Source organism: Rothia sp. HMSC071F11, assembly GCF_001809115.1.
In the GTDB taxonomy this organism is placed as follows: Bacteria; Actinomycetota; Actinomycetes; order Actinomycetales; family Micrococcaceae; genus Rothia; species Rothia dentocariosa.
The window spans coordinates 55,941-75,243 of the sequence record NZ_KV795730.1 but is presented as its reverse complement, the minus strand read 5'-3'; the positions used below and the strand labels follow the sequence as shown (position 1 = coordinate 75,243).

17 protein-coding genes are annotated in these 19,303 nt (G+C 53.4%); 16 read left to right on the top strand and 1 reads right to left on the bottom strand.

All coding sequences use genetic code 11. From position 1 onward, the window contains the following. Positions 1–221 precede the first annotated feature (221 nt). From infB to HMPREF2554_RS01255, 16 genes are all read left to right on the top strand, one after another. A complete protein-coding gene (infB, locus tag HMPREF2554_RS01330; RefSeq protein ID WP_070553662.1) occupies positions 222–3,011 on the top strand; it encodes a translation initiation factor IF-2 in 2,790 nt (929 codons plus the stop codon). A 116-nt stretch (positions 3,012–3,127) separates the two neighbouring features. After that, positions 3,128–3,568: a 30S ribosome-binding factor RbfA gene (gene rbfA, locus HMPREF2554_RS01325; protein ID WP_172461384.1), complete on the top strand. Its 441-nt coding sequence runs from the start codon at positions 3,128–3,130 to the stop codon at positions 3,566–3,568. A gap of 4 nt (positions 3,569–3,572) precedes the next feature. Continuing rightward, a complete protein-coding gene (gene truB / locus HMPREF2554_RS01320; protein ID WP_013398735.1) occupies positions 3,573–4,655 on the top strand; it encodes a tRNA pseudouridine(55) synthase TruB in 1,083 nt (360 codons plus the stop codon). Continuing rightward, a complete protein-coding gene (locus tag HMPREF2554_RS01315) occupies positions 4,652–5,023 on the top strand; it encodes a hypothetical protein (RefSeq protein WP_013398736.1) in 372 nt (123 codons plus the stop codon). The genes truB and HMPREF2554_RS01315 overlap by 4 nt, the downstream gene beginning before the upstream one ends. Before the next feature lie 106 nt (positions 5,024–5,129). Beyond that, positions 5,130–5,615: a hypothetical protein gene (locus tag HMPREF2554_RS01310; RefSeq protein WP_013398737.1), complete on the top strand. Its 486-nt coding sequence runs from the start codon at positions 5,130–5,132 to the stop codon at positions 5,613–5,615. A gap of 28 nt (positions 5,616–5,643) precedes the next feature. After that, positions 5,644–6,339 carry a DUF4345 domain-containing protein gene (locus HMPREF2554_RS01305; RefSeq protein WP_013398738.1) on the top strand — a complete coding sequence of 232 codons (696 nt, stop codon included), beginning with the start codon at positions 5,644–5,646 and terminating at the stop codon, positions 6,337–6,339. Positions 6,340–6,444: 105 nt separating this feature from the next. Further along, entirely contained in the window at positions 6,445–7,410 is a 966-nt protein-coding gene (locus HMPREF2554_RS01300; RefSeq protein WP_070553659.1) for a bifunctional riboflavin kinase/FAD synthetase, read from the top strand. A gap of 386 nt (positions 7,411–7,796) precedes the next feature. Then, positions 7,797–8,738 (top strand): hypothetical protein, encoded by a 942-nt coding sequence (locus tag HMPREF2554_RS01295; RefSeq protein WP_246825761.1) that lies wholly within the window; start codon positions 7,797–7,799, stop codon positions 8,736–8,738. 249 nt (positions 8,739–8,987) lie between these two features. Further along, the gene (locus tag HMPREF2554_RS01290) at positions 8,988–9,449 is read left to right on the top strand and encodes an S-ribosylhomocysteine lyase (protein WP_070553654.1); all 462 of its coding nucleotides are present in this window, start codon (positions 8,988–8,990) and stop codon (positions 9,447–9,449) included. Then, the gene (gene mtnN, locus HMPREF2554_RS01285) at positions 9,446–10,363 is read left to right on the top strand and encodes a 5'-methylthioadenosine/S-adenosylhomocysteine nucleosidase (protein ID WP_210395999.1); all 918 of its coding nucleotides are present in this window, start codon (positions 9,446–9,448) and stop codon (positions 10,361–10,363) included. The genes HMPREF2554_RS01290 and mtnN overlap by 4 nt, the downstream gene beginning before the upstream one ends. Before the next feature lie 164 nt (positions 10,364–10,527). After that, complete coding sequence (locus HMPREF2554_RS01280; RefSeq protein ID WP_013398741.1) at positions 10,528–10,833, top strand: hypothetical protein; 306 nt, start codon at positions 10,528–10,530, stop codon at positions 10,831–10,833. Positions 10,834–11,059: 226 nt separating this feature from the next. Then, positions 11,060–12,502 carry an amino acid permease gene (locus HMPREF2554_RS01275; protein WP_070553652.1) on the top strand — a complete coding sequence of 481 codons (1,443 nt, stop codon included), beginning with the start codon at positions 11,060–11,062 and terminating at the stop codon, positions 12,500–12,502. 203 nt (positions 12,503–12,705) lie between these two features. Continuing rightward, positions 12,706–12,975 (top strand): 30S ribosomal protein S15, encoded by a 270-nt coding sequence (rpsO, locus tag HMPREF2554_RS01270; protein ID WP_004006251.1) that lies wholly within the window; start codon positions 12,706–12,708, stop codon positions 12,973–12,975. A 280-nt stretch (positions 12,976–13,255) separates the two neighbouring features. Beyond that, the gene (locus HMPREF2554_RS01265; protein ID WP_070553650.1) at positions 13,256–15,472 is read left to right on the top strand and encodes a polyribonucleotide nucleotidyltransferase; all 2,217 of its coding nucleotides are present in this window, start codon (positions 13,256–13,258) and stop codon (positions 15,470–15,472) included. 177 nt (positions 15,473–15,649) lie between these two features. Further along, entirely contained in the window at positions 15,650–16,981 is a 1,332-nt protein-coding gene (locus HMPREF2554_RS01260) for a M16 family metallopeptidase (RefSeq protein ID WP_070553647.1), read from the top strand. A 152-nt stretch (positions 16,982–17,133) separates the two neighbouring features. Next, positions 17,134–18,207 carry an epoxide hydrolase family protein gene (locus HMPREF2554_RS01255; RefSeq protein ID WP_041321719.1) on the top strand — a complete coding sequence of 358 codons (1,074 nt, stop codon included), beginning with the start codon at positions 17,134–17,136 and terminating at the stop codon, positions 18,205–18,207. Positions 18,208–18,226: 19 nt separating this feature from the next. Here HMPREF2554_RS01255 and HMPREF2554_RS01250 read toward each other — a convergent pair whose 3' ends face one another. Continuing rightward, on the bottom strand, positions 18,227–19,192 hold the full coding sequence (locus tag HMPREF2554_RS01250) for a hypothetical protein (RefSeq protein ID WP_013398746.1): 966 nt from the start codon (positions 19,190–19,192) through the stop codon (positions 18,227–18,229). Positions 19,193–19,303: the final 111 nt, after the last annotated feature.

Genomic DNA, 19,303 nt, shown 5'->3' with positions numbered 1-19,303 from the left:
CCCCATAAGTCAACGAGTTTGACGACTTCTTGCAGATTACGAAAGCGAGTCAGAAAACTGATGGATATCTAATGAGTGCCGCGACATGAGTACCCATCTGTGCTCACACCCCGGCAAGTTTATGCCCACGCGTGTGTTAGGCGTAACCGAGAGCCTAGTGCGCGCATACACACATCATTAGTGTTCGCACCGTCCTGGTGCGAGCCAGGACAGGAGAAAATTTGGCTAAGCCTCGCGTACACGAGATTGCTAAAGAACTTGGTGTAACGTCAAAAGAAGTTATTGCAAAACTAGCCGAACAAGGCGAATTCGTAAAGGGCGCATCCTCGACCCTTAACCCGCTCGTGGTTAAGAAACTGCGTGAAGCGTTCCCCGCCCCCGCTCAGGCACCTGAAAAACCAACTAAAGCGTCAGGGAAATCTGCAGCTTCCACAGCTAAAACTGCTAGTGCTAAGCCCGCCGCTCCAAAGAAGTCGGCGGACGCGAAATCTGCCGCTAAACCTGCGGCACCGAAACCTGCCCCTAAACCGGGTGCAAAACCTGCAGCTAAATCTGCGGCTCCTAAGCCCGGTGCCAAGGGCGCCGCTAAATCTTCTTCGGGTCCTCGTCCGGGCAACAACCCCTTCTCCTCACAGCAGGGAATGGCTCGTCCAGAGGCTCCGAAGCCTGCTGCTCCAAAGCCCGCACCGAAACCTGGTGCATCGGCTCCAAAACCGGGCCCGAAGCCTGGTCCTCGTCCGGGCAACAACCCCTTCTCCTCACAGCAGGGAATGAAACGACCCGAACGCGGCGAACAACGTTCTGGCGGTCCTCGTCCACCCCGCGGTCAGCGTTCAGGCAATAATGCCCCTCGTCCCGGCGGTGGGGGCAACGGTCCCCGTTCCGCATCGGGGTCGCGCTCGCACGCGCCTCGTTCCGGCGGCGGCAACCGTCCTAGCCCGTCCATTATGCCGTCCAAGGTCTCGAACGTCGGTTCCGGTCCCGGAGCACCCGGTGGTGGTGGCGGAGGCGGTAACCGTCGTGGCGGAGGCGGCTATAACCGCGGTCCTTCGCGTCCGGGGCCCGGTGGCCGTGGAAATGCACAGGGCGCTTTCGGCCGCGGCGGATCCAAGCGTAAGAACCGTAAGTCGAAGGCAGCTCGCCGCAATGAAATCGAGCAGATGAATGCACCCGCACCCGGTGGTGTGGTAGTACCTCGCGGCGATGGTTCGACCGAGGTACGCCTGCGTCGCGGCGCGTCCATTATGGATTTTGCCGAGAAGATTGGCGCTAACCCGGCTTCGCTAATTACCGTGCTCTTCCACTTGGGCGAAATGGCTACTCAGACCCAGTCGCTCGATGAAGAAACCTTCGAGCTATTGGGTGCCGAGTTGGGGTACGTCGTAAAGATTGTGTCTCCCGAGGACGAAGAACGCGAGCTCTTGGAATCCTTTGACATCGACCTTGAAGCCGAAGCAGAGGCGGAAGGCGATGACGTTCTTGAAGTGCGTCCTCCGGTTGTGACTGTGATGGGTCACGTTGACCATGGTAAAACTCGACTGTTGGACGCTATTCGGAATACCAACGTCATTGAGGGTGAAGCTGGCGGTATTACCCAGCACATCGGTGCGTATCAGGTACACACTACCGTCGAAGGTGAAGACCGTGCGATTACCTTTATCGATACCCCCGGTCACGAGGCGTTTACCGCTATGCGTGCCCGCGGCGCGAAGGTTACCGACGTTGCCATTCTGGTGGTCGCTGCGGATGACGGCGTGATGCCGCAGACCGTTGAGGCCCTGAACCACGCTCAGGCAGCTGATGTGCCGATCGTCGTGGCTATCAACAAGATCGATAAGGAAGGCGCGTCGCCCGATAAGGTCAAGGGTCAGCTGACCGAGTACGGTCTGGTACCTGAAGATTACGGTGGAGACACCATGTTCGTGAACGTTTCGGCTCGGAATGGCACGAACATTACCGAACTGCTTGAAGCCGTAACCTTGACTGCCGACGTTCTGGAACTGCGTGCTAACCCGAATAAGGAAGCTCGTGGCGTTGCTATTGAAGCGAACCTGGATAAGGGTCGCGGTGCGGTCTCCACCGTCTTGGTGCAGTCCGGTACTCTGCATGTGGGTGATGCGATTGTCGCCGGTGTGGCACACGGTCGCGTGCGCGCAATGTTCGACGAGAACGGTCATGCAGTGAAAGAAGCCGGTCCGTCCCGTCCCGTTCAGGTTCTGGGTCTTTCGACCGTGCCCCGTGCGGGAGATACCTTCCTCTCGACCGAAGAAGAGCGCACCGCACGCCAGATTGCTGAGAAGCGTGAGGCCGCAGACCGTAACGCACAGCTCGCGAAGCGTCGTAAGCGCGTAACCCTTGAATCCTTCGATGCCGCTGTGGCTGAGGGCAAGATGGATACCCTCAACCTGATTATTAAGGGTGACGTCTCCGGTGCTGTTGAAGCTCTGGAAGAGTCGCTCATGAAGATTGATGTGGGCGGCGACGAAGTTCAGCTGCGCGTAATCCACCGCGGTGTGGGTGCTATTACTCAGAACGATGTGAACTTGGCAACCGTGGACAACGCGGTGATCATTGGCTTCAACGTTCGTCCTGCAGAGCGTGTCTCTGAGCTTGCAGACCGCGAGGGCGTCGAGATGAAGTTCTACTCGGTCATCTACCGCGCGATTGAGGAAATTGAGCAGGCTGTCAAAGGCATGCTTAAACCTGAATACGAAGAGGTCGAACTCGGCTCGGCGGAGATCCGCGAAGTGTTCCGTTCCTCCAAGTGGGGGAACATCGCAGGTTCGATGGTCAAGAACGGCATTATCAAGCGTAATTCCAAGGCACGCCTGGTACGTGACGGTGTTGTGGTGTCAGAAGACCTCACCATCGAGTCGCTGCGTCGTTTCAAGGACGATGCTACCGAAGTACGTGAAGGCTTCGAGTGCGGTATTGGACTCGGTTCCTTCAACGACATCAAGGAAGGCGACGTCATCGAAACCTGGGAGATGCGCGAGAAGCCGCGCGTCTAAGACCCGCAGAAACGCGCCCGCTCCCCGTATCTCGCTTCGTTCCGGTTTTGTACCGGAAGATGCGGGATGCGGGGCGGGCGTTTCCACTATCTGTACTTGACCACAAGGAGAAAACTATGGCTGATGCAGCACGTGCAGCCCGTCTCGCCGATCGTATTAAGGTGATTGTGGCGCAGGCGCTTGAACGCCGAGTCAAAGACCCCCGCCTCGGTTTTGTGACGGTTACCGATGCCCGGGTCACGAATGACCTGCAGCACGCAACCCTGTACTACACCGTATACGGTTCTGAAGAAGAACAAGAAAACACAAAAAAGGCGTTGGAATCCGCTAAGGGCATTTTGCGCTCTGAGGTGGGAAAAAATATTACCGCGCGTCTGACGCCAACCCTCACCTTCGTGCCAGACGAAGTGCCGGTCAATGCGTATCATCTCGAAGACCTCTTGAAGAAAACCCGTGAACGCGACGCCGAACTTGCCGCAGCATCCACGGGCGCCCAATATGCGGGTGACGCTGACCCTTACAAGAAACCTGAGCAGGCCGAAGTAGAGGAAGACTAATACAGTGGCAAAAGCTCGGGAGCGTGGACCGTCAGGTTTGCTGGTGGTGAATAAACCTGCTGGCATGACGAGCCATGATGTAGTCTCGAAGATCCGCTGGATTGCCGGTACGCGGCGTGTTGGTCATGCAGGTACTCTTGATCCGGCGGCGACCGGTGTGTTGGTTTTGGGCTTGAATAAAGCGACAAAGCTTTTGACGTATTTAGTTGGTCAGGATAAAACTTATGAGGCTCGCCTGGTGTTAGGGGCCGCAACTCTGACAGAGGACGCTGAGGGAGAGCTCACCGGGATTGCTCGCGCGGAGGCTGTGAGGGCTCTGACTCGGGAGAAGATTGAAAACGCTGTACGATCTTTGACGGGTAATATTATGCAGGTTCCCTCCGCCGTTTCGGCGATTAAGGTTAAGGGTGTGCGTTCTTATGCTCGGGTTCGTGACGGCGAGGATATTGAACTTGCCGCCCGAAAGGTCACGATTCATGAGGCCGCTGTTCATGAGGTGCGCGATAGCGAACTTGATACTCGACTATATACTGTTGCCGAGGGGCTTGATATTCCTGCGTGTGTACCAGTTGTTGAGGTAGATATTACGGTTTCCTGCTCTTCTGGAACCTATATTCGTGCTTTTGCTCGTGATGTGGGTAAAGCCCTGGGCGTTGGGGGCCATTTGAGTGCTTTGAACCGTATTCGTGTAGGGAATGTGTATCAGCGTGAGGCGCTTGATTTAGCTGAACTCATGAAGGAGCGCGAGAACGCTGATGGGCCGCTAGACTTACCCGTACTTTCTCTTGAGGAGGCGGCACGGCGTCTGTTCAACGTTCGGCAGCTTTCGACGCAAGAGGCGACCGATATTTCATTTGGTCGGTGCATTACAGCCGGTGAGGAGGGCTCAGATGTTTTTGCTTTAGGTACACAAAGCCCGGAGTCTCAGCATGCCAGTACCGAGGGGATAACTGCCGCATTTGCGCCGGACGGAACACTGGTGGCTCTTATAGAGAATGTGAAGTTTCGGGGAACCCGATGTGCGGCGCCCGTGCTCGTATTTGAAGCAGGAATTGACTTCTCGCGGGAAGCGGGGGAGCGGTTATGATCGCTGGTTTGGACTGGTGGTTTTGGATTACTGTGGTACTCGGTACGTTATCGTGCCTGGCCTCTTTGGTACAGTATTTCCGTGGTTATGAACCCGATGACTATTCACAAGGCCCGATGCTCATTCTTGAAGCATTTTTAGTGGTATACCTGGTAGGGTCGATCATCATGCAGGCCGTGGGACCGGGACCTCGTGGTGATTGGCTAGAGTATTACGGGTATCTCGTTACTGCCATGCTTATTCCCGCCGGCGCGTTCTTCTATTCTCTCAGCGAGCGTACGCGATGGGCGACTCTGCTACTGGCGGTTCCAGGGCCCGTGCTCATCGTGATGGTTCATCGAATGAATATGCTGTGGTATTACTATTAGACACAGGTTTTACTCCACATAGCTGGGGCACAGAGCCTGAATTATAGAGCAAGTACGCAAGCATCTAGAGACACCTTCTGCGCACACACCTTGGGAAGGACACGATGTGAATAATACTTTGAACCCTTGGGGTTCCCGCACTACAAAAGGCAATTCTAAATCCGATGCTGTTTCCTCAGCTGGCCATGCCTCCGGTCCGGGTAAAGTTATCGCTGTGGTGTACGGGATTTTTACACTGTCGGCGGGCGCTCGCGCGTGTTATCAGCTGATTCGTAAATTTGATGAGGCGCCCTTGGCGATTCTGCTTTCGCTTCTTTCCGCAATTATTTATGCTATTGCTGCTGTTTCTTTAGCAAAGCGTGGAGAACGTGCTAGGCAGCTTGCGGTTATCACCATCGTAGTGGAGCTTCTTGGCGTCCTTGGCATAGGAGTTTTCTCGTATGCCGCTCCGCAGTTTTTCCCCTTAGCATCCGTGTGGTCGCATTTCGGGCAAGGATATGGGTATATCCCCTTGGTACTGCCGGTGGTGGGGTTGTGGTGGCTGTACCGGGCAGCGCATCGCACTACGAACAGGTCGCAGAATTCTCGGTGAGGATAGCGAAAACTAAAAGGAGAGAACTATGACTCGTGATAAGAACTCGCAGAAGGCCGAGAAAAAATCGCATTCAACCTCTGAACCGGTAACTCAGCCGCAGCCGGTGATTTCAGCGCAGTCGGAGTATCCGCAGAAAGCGCGCACTGCGTCGGCCCAACAGCCTGCACAGAAAATCGGATCTGAATCCAGTGCTCAGAAATCTGCTCGCGGATCAAAAAATACTGCCCCTGCAGGATCGCAGAAAACGACGGCCGTGCGTACGGTGGAGGACGTCGCCAAGCCTCAGAACCAAGGGGTTTTTCGCGCTGTGACCGCACTTTACGGTGCTTTGGTTATGCTCTATGCGGGGTGGCAGATCTTCTCAGGCGCCCGTGCTGTGCCAGAGAATGATGGTCTGGCGGCAAATGCTTCTCTGGAATCAAATTATGCGTTTTTCGCCGCAATATACTTCGGCTTGGGGCTCTCATTCCTTGTTATCGCTGTGAAGTTCAAGTGGGTCAATATGCTGGCAATATCCTGTCTGGTGGTTTTCTTAGGCGGCGTGGGACGTATTATGTCGTGGGCTACTCACGGTACCCCGCATTGGTCGCTGATCGTGCTGATGGTGACTGAGCTGGTCATTCCTCCATGCCTGTTGATTTGGTACGCCTGGATTAATAAGTCCAATAAGATTCGGCAGGATATGCTTCAGGCTTCGCAACAGGGAAAATCCTCTCGTTAGCGTTGGGTCTCGAAAATCCTTCAGGTTTATCGGGGTGGTAATTCTACATACGTCTTCAGACTGGTTTAGGATGTATAGGTACATTATTTCTTACCAGGAGAGCCCGTGACCCTCTATACCGAGTTGAGCGATATTCCAGCGGATTTCGGTCCGTCCGTAGTGACTATCGGCAATTTTGATGGCGTGCATATTGGTCACGCTCGCGTTATTTCACGTGTTGTCGAGGTAGCGAATGAGCACGGGCTCGTTTCGGTTGCTGTTTCGTTTGATCCGCACCCTATGCAGGTGCATCATCCTGAACTGAAGCATCAGGAAATTATGGGTCAGGGGTCAAGACGTTATTTCATGTGCCAGCTTGGCCTGCAGAACTACCTACTGCTGCATTACGATTTAGAGTTTGCGAAGCAGAGCCCCGAGGAATTTGTGAAGTCCGTCTTTGTTGATGCCCTGCGTGCACGTTATGTTGTGATCGGCGATGATGTGCGTTTTGGGCACAAGAATTCGGGCGATTTAAACACAATGCGCGAACTGGGCAAGAAATACGGGTTTGAGGTCATCGTGGTTGATGATTTGATGGCCGATGAAAAAACCCGATGCTCTTCAACCCGCATCCGCGAATATTTGAACGCGGGAGACATGGAAGGTGCGGCTCGGCTGCTTGGTCGTCCGCACCTGATGTACGGGGAAGTCGTGCACGGCTTGGCGCGTGGGCGTGAACTGGGGTTCCCTACAGCAAATTTGGAGTTGGAGGCGCGCGGCTTTATCCCGGTTGATGGTGTGTATGCCGGATGGTTGACCGATGAATCTGGTGAAAAGCATCCGGCGGCTATATCCGTGGGTACAAACCCAACCTTTGACGGCATTGAAAATCGTCAGGTTGAGGCGCATGTTATTAACCGTCCTCAAGAACGTGTTGAGGACTTTGACCTGTATGGGCAGCATGTGGTCGTGGAATTTGTGAAGCACCTGCGCCCTATGGTTGCGTATCATGGCATTGATGCTTTGATCGAACAGATTAATCAGGACGTTGCGCAGGCGCGCGATGTGCTTGCCGAAGGGTCTTACGCTTAGGTAATAAGACTCTGGCGTTTTCTGCCGTCTGTAATCTTATGAAGACCAAAATAAAATATAACTGATTCTGCAACTTTCATGTTTATCGTGAAGGTTTAAAATATTTTTTATATTAATTGTATAAATGTATAGATAAACCGCACCCTGAGAATTTAATTGTAATATTTTTGTTTACTTCGAGAGAAATATCTAATTTCGTCTCTTGCTGATGTGTGCATGAGATACACTAAAAATTACAAATTCCCGATAGCTTATTGATGCATGCAATATATCTTGGGTCTTTGATGACATAAGATATATTAGAGAGTAATCTACCTGGAGAATATATCCCTGACTTATTGCGTAAATCAGGGATGGCAATCACCTACTCAACACAAAGGAATATTGTGAATACCTCGAAAACACTGTCCCGGCGTACCTTGGCAAAAGGCACAGCCTGGGCTGCCCCTGTTGTACTAGCCTCCTCCGCTATACCCGCATATGCGTCCAGTGTGCCGGATTGTTCATGGCTTGCGACTCAAAATGTTGTGGAGACGAGTGTTTCTAATGAATTCTCGGACAACGGTAATCCGAATATTACCGTCGCGGACTGGGGGAACCAAGGGGGTTCTGGTGTATCTTATAAGTTTGCTGATACATATGACAACGGTCGTAATCCTTATGCTGTTAATACACCCATTGAGAGAAACCCTTACCATGATTTCACCTTTACGTACCGCATTACAGAAGATTTGCGGAGCTTTAAGGCGACCCCCTGGGTTAATCAGGCAACTCCAGTGGGCGAACAAAATGCAAAGAATAATGCAGTACTCGATACCCAATTTAACGGTGTTGGGTATAAAGTCACTGGCGCCGAACCTATCAAGCAGGGAACCTTTGGGTGGGGAAGTTTCAACTACAGAAATATTGATGGTATGCCGTCAAAAACTACAGGGTCTTACGGCTGCTATGAGGACCGCAAGTTTTACCCTTTCTCCCGCTCTCAGGCACGTTCCGTAGTAGAAGGTAGCCGCTGGCGCGGACAGGTGTACCTTGACTTCGGACCGGTAAGTGCAGGAACGGTTATTACGGTAACTATTCGTGTGTACTCGCTTCAAGAAATGTCCGCCTCGTACATTAACCAGCGCTACTACAACAACAACTGTGATTCAACCTATAACGGTGGACCCAAACGTTGGGCTGGAGATAACGACCAGGTTGGCGTGGTGGGCGCATACTCGTACGCACTCAAAGACCCCCGTGTTGCAGAGTGCAGCAGTTCTGCCAATAAGCATGCGGTGCCGATCAGCGGATACTGGGCTTTCGGCGGTAACTGGACCCGAGAATAATATCCTCCAGCAAAGCTATGCACCATCAAGCTGTTTGGCACTTACATGAAGAAGGCTAGTGCAGCAGTGCATTCTGTACATGGAATACGGCGGTATTGCAATAACGCGATGCCGCCGTATTCTTGCGTCATGAGACCGAGCGCAGCGGCATTTTATGCAATGAGAATAAATGAGAATACAGGAACTCTCTTAGGGAGAGCATCTTATGAAGGGTTCCGACGAAGCGGGTGCTTAAGAGAGAATATAAGCATGAAAAAAATGAACGTCGAGTCTTTCAACCTTGATCATCGTGCCGTTGTGGCCCCCTATGTGCGGATTGCAGACCGCAAGGAATTGCCCGGTGGAGATACCCTCATCAAATATGATGTCCGCTTCACTCAGCCTAACAAGAGCCATCTTGAAATGCCCGTCGTACATTCGATCGAGCATATGAGCGCAGAGCACATGCGCAACCACACCGATAAGCTCATCGATTTTTCACCGATGGGATGCCAGACTGGGTTTTACGCCCTCACCCTGGGGCTAGAGCCGCAGGAGTTCTTGCCCATCCTGGAAGCGACTCTACGCGATATTCTCACGGCTACCGAGGTACCCGCCGCGAATGAAATACAGTGCGGTTGGGGCGCTAACCACACCCTTGAAGGGGCGCAGAATGCTGCACGTGAATTCCTCGCCGCACGTGCTGACTGGGAGCAGGTGATGGCGGCGTGAGCGAACAGCATCACTCTGGCGAACAGGGGCACTCCGAAGAAGCTGCGCAGATGTTCCCCACAGACTTTACGCCGGCGGATATTTTTAACGAAATGTATGCCGACCTGGAGAACCTGAACGACCTCATGATGAGCTTCTCAAACGCGATCGTCATTCAGGTTGCGATGGATGAAGAGCTAGCCCCGTTCCTCGCAGCGACCGAGCAGGCACAGCCCTCCTTCACCGAAGGCGTAGCAAAATTCTACCCACGTTATCTCATGCTTGAAGAAGACCAGGTTCCACTTCTACTGGTTCGTTCCAAAATTGGGTTAGTCAATGCCGCATCCGCCGTCACGGAAGCTATCAACTACGCGACTAACTGTTTAGGGGTGATCAGTGCAGGAACCGCCGGCGGTCTTGCGCAGCACATCAATGTTGGAGATATAGTACTGGGGTCAAATTACCTGTACACCGATGCCGACGCAACCATTTTTGGATACGAACGCGGGCAAATTCCCGGGATGCCCGTATCCTATGGCGATCGTGACTCGGAGTGGGAAGAGGCGATTGAAGCGGCGCTTTCAGCTCTTAAATCGGCACAGGAGGAAGGTTCCTGGGCGGTGCACCAAGGACGGATGCTTGCGGGCAACTCATTCGTGACCGAGCACAACGTGAAGGACACCCGAGAGGCCTTCGATACGGCACTCAGCACCGATATGGAGACCACAGCGATCGCGCAGATCTGCGGTAACTATGATGTTTCTTTTATGGCGGTACGCTGCATCTCTGATTTATGCGGCCCAGCAGCAGATCAGGAATTTCATCTTTCGGTCGATGTGGTGGCTCCCCGCTCGGCACGATATGCGCTGCAGATTGCCGCTGAGCTCTGGACACAGCAGGAATTACCCGCTCTTGAGTTGAACCTTGAAGACTAAGTGGACGGATCTGCTTAAGAAGACCATGATGCTTCAGGCCCCAAGCGTTCAGACGGTTGCACAGAAACACTCATTACAAGAAAAATTCCGAGAGAATTCACATTTAAGCCGTCATAGCGTATGGTTAACACAGCAATAACGTACTCGTGACTCAGGAGAGCACCATGAAAATCTGCCCGACCTTAGCCTCTGCGGCTGGTCTTCTTGGCGGTTACAAGGTCGCATCTACAACCGGCAACCGGCCTCTTGGTGGTGCCGTGCTGGGTCTTGCGGGTTTTATTGCTTTCAAGAACTGGAAGCGTAAAGCTGGAGTTGGGCGTGCTACGTTCCTCACCGGCGTTTACCTTTCTGCCTTCGGTTACTCCCATCCACTCGCCAAGAAAATTGGCGCGTGGCCGGCAGTCTATACCGTGACTGGCGTAACCGCTCTGTTGTCGCTCATCGTAGGACGTAAGCGTAAACAGAAATAGTCTTCAACAAGACGGCGGGTTGGCTTCGTTGCCAAACCCGCCGTCTTTTTGCGTTATGGTTCACCGTAACCAAAAATCGCAAGGATGCACGGGGGAGTACGCCGGGCGCATCCCACAACCTCGACGGGGAGGTGCACGGCATACGGCAACAAAAGCCACACCGCAGAAGCAACCAGAACATAAGATTTTCAAGAGGTTACACCGCTAACCCGCGAGGTAAGGAAAAATGAAGAATAACGCTAACTCTGCGGCAACCACCGCAAACGGCGCTATCTCCACCGAGGATGCGCCCCAGCTATCGCGCGGACTCTCCCTGCGTCACATCATGTTCATTGCGCTTGGCTCAGCAATTGGCACCGGACTCTTTTACGGCTCCGCCTCCGCCATCCAGCTGGCAGGCCCCGCTGTGCTACTCGCCTATGTGATTGGCGGAGCTGCCGTTTTCATGGTGATGCGTGCTATGGGGGAGCTCGCGCTGGCACACCCCGTATCTGGCGCGTTCTCGGAATACGCAACCCGGTATCTGGGACCTTGGGCTGGGTTCGTCACCGGCTGGAGCTATGCTCTGGAAATGGCGCTCGTTGCCATCGCGGATGTGACAGCATTTGCTGTATATATGAAGTTCTGGTTCCCCCAGTCGCCCTCGTGGATCTGGATCGTATCGGTGCTGCTCATTCTGCTCGCCATTAACCTTGCCAAGGTGAAAGCCTTTGGCGAGACAGAATTTTGGTTCACTATTGTCAAGGTAAGCGCTATTATCGCCATGATTGTGGGCGGAATTATTCTGCTTTTCGTCGGCGTGCAGGCACACACCTCGGTGGAGCCGTCCGTCACAAACTTGTGGGCTCTCGATGGCGGTTTTATGCCCGAAGGGTTTACCGGTTTCCTGGCATGTTTTACCGTGGTGATGTTTGCCTTTGGCGGTATTGAGAATATCGGTATCGCGGCGGGGGAGGCGGAAAACCCACGCACGTCGATTCCTAAGGCTATTCGTACTGTGCCGTTCCGCATCCTGATCTTCTATGTGCTGACTCTCTCCGTCATTATGTCGCTCTACCCTTGGTACTCTGTCACTAAAGAGAACTCGCCTTTTGTGCAGATCTTCGAGAACCTGGGAATTCCGGCGGCAGGATCAATCCTCAACGTGGTTATTATTACCGCCGCCGTGTCTGCGATGAACGCCGATGTTTACGGTGCCGGGCGTATGATGTACGGGCTGGCAAAGCAGGGGCTGGCCCCGAAATCATTCGGCAAGGTTGCAAAAAACGGTGCGCCCTGGATGACAACTCTTCTGATGATCGTGGTTATGGCGGTGGGCGTGATCGTGAATATCGCGTTCGAGAATGCTTTTGAAGTAGTCGCTTCGCTGGCAACATTCGCGACCGTTTTCGTGTGGGTTATGATTCTGCTGGCGCACATCGCCTATAAACGTGGGGGATACGAAGACGAAGTGCAGCCCGTGCGGCTTCCTCTTGTCGTCAGCTATATAACGCTTGCATTTATGGCGTTCATCGTCGTGCTCTTCGGGTTCTTTGATGACACTCGTTTGGCTCTTGTTGTTGGCGCTATATGGTGTGTTTTCCTTCTCGCGTACTATCGCCTAGCGGTAGCGCCACGGTTGGCAAAGAACGCAAAACTGACGATCGCACCTGATGCTCAGGATGGATAAATGCGGTATTGCGGGCGGAAATACTATGCCTAAATACGGAATGTGCTGCGGCGGTAATCTTTCAAAACCTGTAAAAGTAGCGTAGAATATGTTAAACGCGTGTCTGCGGTCCGCGGCAGAAGACGTGAGGGGCATACGCCCAAAACCCCGGCGACATACGGTCGTGCGGGCAGCTACGCGGCACTAACTCTAGGAGTTATACAGTGGCATTGGATCCCGCTATCAAGCAGGAAATCATCAAGGAATACGCAACTCACGAGGGTGACACTGGTTCTCCCGAGGTGCAGATTGCAGTTCTGTCTCGTCGAATCTCCGACCTGACTGAGCACTTGAAGTTCCACAAGCACGATCACCACTCCCGTCGTGGTCTGATGATCCTCGTGGGTCGTCGTCGCAATATGCTAGGCTACCTCAAGGATATTGATATTGAACGCTACCGTTCGCTCATTGAGCGTCTTGGTCTGCGTCGCTAAGGTTTTCGTACCTTGCAGGTAACGCTAAGCGGGCGCATCCTCCGTCGCACGGCGGGGGATGCGCCCGCGTTATCATGTACGGAAACCCGTCCATTTTTCAGATAAACAGTTTATAAAAAGTGCTCGTTCCAGACACGCCCCGGCGCGGTCCTCGGTAGCGAATTACGGAATACTCCTGTGCACAACAGAGGTTCAGGGTACGACGTCCGTGGTTTCCTATCGAAGGCCGATAGATTGGGTGGAAACGGCGACGGGCACACGAACACAGAAAGAAGGAATCGTGGAAGGTCCCGAAATCCAATTCTCTGAAGTAGAAATTGACAATGGTATTCATGGCAAACGCCATGTACGTTTTGAAACTGGCCGCCTCGCCAAGCAAGCGGCAGGATCCGTGCTCGTCACGATCGATGACGAAACAACGCTGCTTTCAGCAACCGCAATTGGTAAATCTCCCCGCGAGGGCTTTGACTTCTTCCCGCTGACCGTAGACGTTGAAGAGCGCATGTACGCTGCCGGTAAAATTCCCGGTTCGTTCTTCCGCCGCGAGGGACGGCCCCCGACCGAGGCGATTCTTGCGGCACGTCTAATTGACCGTCCGCTGCGCCCCGCTTTTACCAAGGGCATTCGTAACGAAGTGCAGGTTGTCGTAACCGTTCTGACCATCGAGCCAGACGAAATTTACAATACCTTTGCGATTAACGCGGCATCCGCATCAACTGCTCTATCGGGTGCGCCCTTTAGCGGGCCTATCGGCGGTGTGCGTATGGCTCTTATCGATGGGCAATGGGTGTGCTTCCCCAAATACTCTCAGCTGGAAAACGCCGTATTCGATATGGCTGTGGCCGGTCGCATCGTGACCAAGGCGGATGGCAGCGAAGACGTTGCGATCATGATGGTAGAGGCAGAGGCAACCGATAATTCTTGGAAGCTCATCAAGGAAGACGGACACGCTGCTCCCACCGAAGAGATCGTGGCTGAAGGTTTGGAGGCTGCGAAGCCCTTTATTGCTGCTCTGTGCAAGGCGCAGGCTGATCTTGTTGAGCGTGCCGGTAAACCCGATCTGGAGCTTCCCTACTTCGGCGGGCATGGTGAAGATGTTGACGCCGCCGTGAAGGACTTCGCGGGCGAGCGCCTCGTGGAAGTTTACTCCATCGCGGGTAAACAGGACCGTGAAGCTGCTGCCGCTGAGCTTGAAGCCGAGCTGATGGAAGCCCTCACCGGGGAAGGTAAAGAGTTTGAGGAGCGCGCTAATGAAGTTTCAGTGGCGTTTGCGGCTCTTACCAAGCACACCGTGCGCCAGCGCATCCTCACTGAACAGGTGCGCATTGATGGTCGCGGACTCACCGATATTCGTCAGTTGACCGCCGAGGTTGAAGTACTGCCGCGCGTGCACGGTTCGGCGATTTTTGAGCGTGGCGAAACCCAGATTATGGGCGTGACCACCTTGAATATGCTCAAGCTGGAGCAGCAGCTCGATTCGTTGTACCCGGTCACGTCCAAGCGTTACATTCACCACTACAACTTCCCGCCGTACTCTACCGGCGAGACCGGCCGTGTTGGTTCGCCCAAGCGCCGCGAAATCGGTCACGGTGCACTTGCGGAACGTGCGCTTACCCCGGTGCTGCCCTCGCGCGAGGAGTTCCCCTACGCGATCCGCCAGGTCTCTGAGGCTCTGGGCTCGAACGGCTCCACGTCGATGGGCTCGGTCTGCGCTTCGACCCTGTCGCTGCTCAATGCCGGTGTGCCTCTGCGCGCGCCCGTTGCAGGTATCGCAATGGGTCTTGTCTCTGATGAGGTTGATGGCGAAACCCGTTACGCCGCACTGACCGATATTCTGGGTGCCGAAGATGCCCTAGGCGATATGGACTTCAAGGTTGCCGGTACCAGCGAATTTGTGACTGCTATTCAGCTGGACACCAAGCTCGACGGCATTCCTGCATCTGTGCTGGCGGGTGCACTGACCCAGGCACGTGAGGCTCGTCTGCACATTCTGGATGTGATCACCGCAGCTATTGATGCCCCCGATGAGATGAGCGAATTTGCGCCGCGCATCATCTCGGTGAAGGTTCCGGTCGCTAAGATTGGCGAGGTTATCGGCCCGAAGGGCAAGATGATTAACCAGATCCAGGAAGATACCGGTGCCGATATTTCGATTGAAGACGATGGTACTGTCTTTATCGGTGCAACCGACGGTCCTTCGGCTGAGGCTGCACGCACCGCTATCAACGCGATCGCGAACCCGCAGGTTCCCGAGATCGGCGAGCGCTACCTGGGTACCGTTGTGAAGGTGACCGATTTCGGTGCGTTCATTTCGCTTACCCCCGGTAAGGACGGTCTGCTTCATATTTCTGAGATGCGCAAGCTCAACGGTGGTAAGCGTGTGGTGGATGCCGATGACGTTGTTTCGGTGGGGCAGAAGGTGCAGGTTGAGATCACTAAGATTGACGATCGCGGCAAGCTTTCGCTCTCCCCGGTGATTGATGCTGAGGATGCCTAGTAGAAACTCTCCCCGATATAAACCGCACCTTGACTAAGGAACTTGCTGGTTTTTCTGTCGGATAAGCAGCGCCAGCTCGTCCTGAGACTCCTGAGGGTTGTTCTCATGATGGGCTGGCGTTTACTCTGACTTATACGGCTCGCTATATACATTTGGTTTGCTAAGGATTATTCACTGATGCCTATTGCTCTTCCCGTTGCGCGCGATGAGATTACCGCTGAGCTCGACTATGAACGCGGTCGCCTGGTTTACGAGGGTGTAAATGGTAATGAAGTTCGCCGATCGATTTTGCCCGGTGGTGTTCGGGTGATAACGGAGCGGATGCCTGGCACCCGCGGCGTTTCCCTCGGATTCTGGGTGGGGGTCGGCTCCCGGGATGAAGCACCCGGTATGTTGGGGTCTACCCACTTTTTGGAGCACCTGCTCTTTAAAGGAACTCCGTCTCGAACTGCTTTTGATATTGCCCAGGCATTCGACGCGGTGGGAGGCGAATCAAACGCCCTCACTGCGAAGGAACATACCTGCTATTATGCGCGTGTACTTGACGATGATACCCCGATGGCGGTTGATGTTCTGGCTGATATGGTGAGTAACGCTTTGCTCGATCCAGAGCATCTGGAGCAGGAGCGCGGGGTGATTCTGGAAGAGATTGCCATGGACCAGGATGATCCTACGGACGTTGCCTTCGAGAATTTTGTAGAACAGCTTATGGGCCAGAACCCGCTGGGTCGCCCGATTGGTGGTACTCCGCAGGAGATTATGCAGGTTCCGCGGGATGCTGTGTGGGAACATTACAAAAAGTATTACACGCCGGATCGCCTCGTCATCTCGGCGGCTGGGTCGCTGGAGCACTCGCACATCGTAAACCTTGTGTTGGATGCGCTCACCCGCTACGGCTGGAACCTTCTTGAGGGTGTGGTTCCGGTACCGCGCCGTGTGCGTACTGAGAGCGGTATTGTCCCGTTTTCCAAACTGCACGAGGTGCAGAAGGGCTTTGAACAGACCAATATTGTGATGGGGTGCCCGAGTATTATCGCTGGGGATGAGCGCCGCTACGCGATGAGTGTGCTGTCGAGTGCTTTTGGGTCGGGCATGTCTTCGCGGCTTTTCCAAGAGATTCGTGAAAAACGCGGGCTGGCGTACAGTACGTTTGCGTTCTCGGGCGCCTACTCCGATGCGGGGTATTTCGGCATGTACGCAGGGTGCTTGCCCGCTAAAACCGAGCAGGTGTGTGAACTCTTGCAGTATGAGTTTGATAAGTTGGTGTCCGCAGGAATTACTGAGGAAGAGCTCAGTAAAGTACGTGGGCAGCTGGCCGGTTCAACTGTTTTGGGCAGTGAGGACTCGGGTTCTCGGATGTCCCGACTGGGGCGTGCCGAGCTGGACTCAGGGAAATTCACGAGCACCGATGAGCTATTGGAAAAAATTCGTGCGGTTACCCTTGACGATGTGCACGACCTTGCCAGGTATCTGGGGGAGCAGCAGATGATCACTACGATTGTGCGCTAACACCCTTTATTATTCCCGAAAACCCCGCAGCGCGTAGACGTTCTCGTGTCTGATGACGAAAACGTCTGTGTCCCTGCGGGATTTGTTATATGGTGGCATGTAATGCGGTAAGGAGTATTCATAGAGAGAAGGCTGGGGGAGGAAAGAAGCTTATGCGAGACCTATATATTGACGTATCGCACGAAGTACTTGAAGACCTGAAGGTCCGTTTGCGGGGTGCACGTTTTCCTGTTGTTCTAGATGAACAGGAAAGTAGCGCAGGAATCTCGGTCGAGTTTATGAAAAATCTCGTGGACTATTGGCTTACCGAGTATAACTGGGCGGCGCAACAGAAAATATTGAACTCGTATCGTCATGGCATCTATACAATACAGGGCAAAGAGCTGCACGCTCTTCATGAGCAAAGTCCACAAAATCTTGGTACAGTTCTGCTGATTCACGGCTGGCCCGATTCTTTCTTACGGTATATTCCGGTGATTCATCCTCTTGTTGAGGCGGAGTATAACGTTGTTGTTCCCTCGCTTCCCGGATTCGCTTTCTCGGAACAGCTGGAAAAACATACTGTCGCAGATATTGCCGAGCGGCTCCATACGTTGATGGAACAGTTGGGTTATGAACACTATATGGTACACGGCGGTGATTGGGGAGCCTCGATTGGTCAGCAGATGGCGCTGCGTTATCCGCAGAGTATCCTGAAACTGCACTTGACCGATGTCCCGTTTTCAAACCAGTATTCTCTCGATAGGAGCACGCTTTCGGATGCAGAACAAGATTATTTGAACCGGGTTGCGCGTTGGTCGCAGGTTGAAGGCGGTTACTATATGCTGCTTTCCACAAAACCTTTGACTGTTTCTTACGGTTTTGCCGATTCACCAGTATTTTTGGCTGCTTTTATGGCGGAGAAAATGCAGTCGTGGAGCGAAAACGGGATTTCATGGGATATTATTATCGCAAATACGATGCTGTACTGGATAACGAATACCGGGCACTCTGCCGCAAGGATATATCGGGAGGCTTTGGGCACCGGGAATATACAGCAGGGTAGGGTAGAGGTGCCAACCGCATTCGCGATTTTCCCGCACGATATCAGTAATCCTCCACGCGAATATGCGGAACGGTTTTTCAATGTTGTTAGGTTTACACATCCTGAGCGCGGCGGACACTTTGCGGCTCTGGAGGAGCCGGAGCTTTTCGTTCAAGACCTCCTGGAATTTCTGGCAGCCTAATCGTGCTGACCTTAACTTTTTACCGATCTGCTAGATATGCCTCTGCATCAGTGCAAAGCATATCGGCCGTGTAATCCTCCGATAAAAGAATCCGCAGAGCCTTCAGGAGGCGCGTTTGCCCTTCACACTCGAAGAACAGCTCGTACTGGGCGTGGGCGACGCGGGCAGCAAGATCAACTTGAGAGTATGCGGGACTGCTCAATTCACCAAGCGTATCCGCGAGAATGCTGTACTTCTGCATGAGCCGCTCACTGTCGGCAAAAATCTCATCGTCAGACGTGCGAAACAGCTCGTGCCAGTCAAGCTTGGGAATACCGACTGGATTCACCACATCCTCCGAGCCTATTTCCTGAAGGAAGGAACGCAGATCATCCACGGGCCAGGTGACGGATTCAAGAAGACGTATACCAAGGTCCGCGAAGACTGCCAGATCTTTACCCTGATCCGCCAGCTCGCGGCAGAGGTCTGGTAGTTTAAGCAGACACGCATGCCGATCAAGGTAATCTTGAAGATCACGTGTGAGGTCTTCAACCGAATAATCTTTTCCCACAAGCCCCTCAATCGCACAGCTAACACGCCTGCGCGGGTCTGGCTCAAAATACGAGCTGTAGTGGGCATTGACGATTTTCCACAGGATGCGAAGATCGTATCCTGCCAGGGTCGTATCTCTTGGAGCGGCAGTAGATATGTGATGGGAAGTTACCGCCTCGTCGAAAGCTTCTAGAAGGATAGAATATTTGCCCATGATCCATTCGCTCTCCAGAAACTTTGGGTTTGTTCGGAGCTCGGCAGGATCGCGTGGAGCTGCCATATCTTCGGGCTCTAACCCCCGCATAAAAGCCTTAACATCCCAACCGTGCTGTGGAGACCGCGCAAGCAGACGAAGACAGAGACTTATGTAGAAACTAAAGTCTTCTTCACGCTCTACAAACTCTTGAAGAAGAGACTCTAATATATCGTGTGATGTTTCCTGCTGTGACTCCATAGAATCCCTTTGATATTGGGTATAGGGGCGGTGCTTTTATGGTAGAGATTATCGTGTACAGCTTTCACGAGTTTCTCATGAGGAGATTCCTCCCTGTTTCACTTTATCCTT

Coding starts and splice junctions, on each gene's coding strand:
- HMPREF2554_RS01250 (WP_013398746.1), bottom strand. CDS start 19,192: ATGGAGTCACAGCAGGAAACATCACACGATATATTAGAGTCTCTTCTT.
- HMPREF2554_RS01315 (WP_013398736.1), top strand. CDS start 4,652: ATGATCGCTGGTTTGGACTGGTGGTTTTGGATTACTGTGGTACTCGGT.
- HMPREF2554_RS01275 (WP_070553652.1), top strand. CDS start 11,060: ATGAAGAATAACGCTAACTCTGCGGCAACCACCGCAAACGGCGCTATC.
- HMPREF2554_RS01255 (WP_041321719.1), top strand. CDS start 17,134: ATGCGAGACCTATATATTGACGTATCGCACGAAGTACTTGAAGACCTG.
- HMPREF2554_RS01305 (WP_013398738.1), top strand. CDS start 5,644: ATGACTCGTGATAAGAACTCGCAGAAGGCCGAGAAAAAATCGCATTCA.
- HMPREF2554_RS01290 (WP_070553654.1), top strand. CDS start 8,988: ATGAAAAAAATGAACGTCGAGTCTTTCAACCTTGATCATCGTGCCGTT.
- HMPREF2554_RS01260 (WP_070553647.1), top strand. CDS start 15,650: ATGCCTATTGCTCTTCCCGTTGCGCGCGATGAGATTACCGCTGAGCTC.
- rbfA (WP_172461384.1), top strand. CDS start 3,128: ATGGCTGATGCAGCACGTGCAGCCCGTCTCGCCGATCGTATTAAGGTG.
- HMPREF2554_RS01280 (WP_013398741.1), top strand. CDS start 10,528: ATGAAAATCTGCCCGACCTTAGCCTCTGCGGCTGGTCTTCTTGGCGGT.